We start from the raw sequence: 1,246 nt of genomic DNA on the forward strand, positions 1-1,246 counted from the left end.
TGCGCGCTGGCAGGCGCGCACCGCTACGTCGGCGTAGTGCTGCGCACGACGAAACCCCGACTCCGCCAGCGGCAGGCAATGAGCGGCGTCTGACGTCGCGACTTGAACGGCTACAGCCCAGTCCGTGTTCACCTGGGGTCAGACCCGGACCTGGACACGAACTGGGCTATAAAAGCTTGCCGCCCGAGCTCTAAGGTTGAGTCCGTGTCTATGTCGGGGTCTGACCCCAAGGTGGACACGAACTCATCCGTGGCGGCGGAATTGGTCAGGCCAGGCGACGGTAGCGGCGGTTTTTTCAGGTATCATCGCGCCATGCGTATCGTCCTCATTACCGGTATTTCCGGCTCGGGCAAATCAGTGGCCCTGAACGTTCTCGAAGACACCGGCTACTATTGCGTCGACAATCTGCCGCCGGCCCTGCTGGCCAGTCTCGTGTCGACGCTCGCCGAGGAAGGCACGGAGGCGCTGGCCGTGGCCGTCGATGCGCGCAGTGCCGCGTCGCTGGTCAGCCTGCCGTCGGACGTGCGCAAGCTGCGCGACCTGGGGCACGATGTGAAGATCATGTTCCTCACTGCGAACACGCATTCGCTGGTGGCGCGGTTTTCCGAGACGCGGCGCAGCCACCCGTTGTCGCACGAGCTCCATCCGGACAAGAATCCCGCCGCGCGCCGCACGCTCATCGAGTGCATCCAGGAGGAACGCGAACGCCTGTCCGCCATCGAGCAGCTGGGCCACGTGATCGACACCTCGGAGCTGTCGGCCAACAAGCTGCGCGGCTGGGTCAAGGACCTGGTGCAAAGCGAGAATGCGCCGCTGACGCTGTTCTTCGAATCGTTCGCGTTCAAGGTAGGCGTGCCGCAGGATGCCGATTATGTGTTCGACGTGCGCGCGCTGCCGAATCCTTATTACGACCTGACGCTGCGGCCTCTGACCGGACGCGATGCGCCCGTGATCGCGTTCCTCGATGCCCAGCCAAGCGCGGAAGAGATGTTCGTCGACATCCGTGCGTTCATCGAGAAATGGCTGCCCGCATTCAAGCGCGACAACCGCAGCTACCTGACGGTGGCCATCGGCTGCACGGGCGGTCAGCATCGCTCCGTGTACATGGCCGAGCGCCTGGCGCGCTATTTCGGGCCGACCGAGCGGGTGGTGTTGCGGCACAGAGAACAAGCTTGATGTGCAAGGAGTGCGCGCTGGCAGGCGCGCACTGCTGCGGCGGCAACGAGCTGCGCTCGCCGAAACCCCG

Annotated in this window: 1 protein-coding gene; it reads left to right on the forward strand. The window is 64.5% G+C overall.

Features of this window, described 5'->3' with window-relative positions; all coding sequences use genetic code 11:
* The first annotated feature begins 312 nt into the window (after positions 1–312).
* The gene (rapZ, locus tag IP91_RS25890; RefSeq protein WP_145653513.1) at positions 313–1,176 is read left to right on the forward strand and encodes an RNase adapter RapZ; all 864 of its coding nucleotides are present in this window, start codon (positions 313–315) and stop codon (positions 1,174–1,176) included.
* The last annotated feature ends 70 nt before the right edge of the window (positions 1,177–1,246 follow it).

Origin of the sequence: Pseudoduganella lurida, assembly GCF_007830455.1 — a bacterium.
GTDB lineage: Bacteria > Pseudomonadota > Gammaproteobacteria > Burkholderiales > Burkholderiaceae_D > Rugamonas > Rugamonas lurida.